Source organism: Vibrio sp. 2132-1 (assembly GCF_033344315.1).
The window spans coordinates 1-743 of sequence record NZ_JAWPON010000275.1 but is presented as its reverse complement, the minus strand read 5'-3'; the positions used below and the strand labels follow the sequence as shown (position 1 = coordinate 743).

Here is a 743-nt window from a genome sequence, read left to right as displayed (position 1 = left end):
CCCTCAAGCTATTTTGCGTTACTTAGGTCGTTTATCGGGACCGCTTCTCGACCGTTTTGATATGTCGTTAGAAATTCCATCCTTACCGAAAGGCACGTTGGCGGAAGGTGGTGATCGAGGAGAGCCCACGGAACTCGTCAAAGAGCGCGTCAGTCTTGCTCGTGAGAGCATGCTTAATCGAAACGGCAAAGTAAACGCACTGCTCGGTAGCCGTGAGATTGAGGCATTTTGTCCGTTGCAAAAAAGCGATGCGGAATTTCTCGAAACTGCACTGCATCGGCTGGGGTTATCGATTCGTGCCTATCATCGCATCATTAAAGTGGCCCGCACGATAGCGGATTTAGAAGGTGCTGAGCAGATTGAACGTTCTCATTTAGCGGAAGCGCTCGGGTATCGCGCGATGGACCGATTGCTGAAACAACTTACGGCTCAAGCCGTGTAGTGGTCATTTGAGAGGAGTTCGCGGCGAGTATTCACATGTTCGCCGCGAGAACCATGTTAGAAGCTGTAGTTAAAGCCTAACGACAAAAGGTATTCATTTTCGTCATAAAAGGTGATGTTTGAATCGGTTTGGCTATAACCCGCGAAGGAAATGAACGACCAGTTCTGCCAATCAAACACGTTTTGGTATTCGTAAGCGGCAAACAAGCTCAAGGTGTCATCACTGCGCGTTTTCGCAAAAGTTTGGCTAGCCGATTGATAATCTTTGAGTGCATAGCCTGCGGTTAAGGCTAAACGATGAC

2 protein-coding genes are annotated in these 743 nt (G+C 48.5%); one reads left to right on the top strand and one right to left on the bottom strand.

From position 1 onward, the window contains the following. A partial coding sequence (locus R8N47_RS24890; protein WP_318186067.1) for an ATP-binding protein occupies positions 1–442 on the top strand: 442 nt, incomplete at its 5' end. A 56-nt stretch (positions 443–498) separates the two neighbouring features. On the opposite strand, the gene R8N47_RS24885 is transcribed toward R8N47_RS24890, so the two are convergent. Next, on the bottom strand, positions 499–743 hold a 245-nt coding region (locus R8N47_RS24885), incomplete at its 5' end, for a DUF2860 family protein (RefSeq protein WP_318186066.1).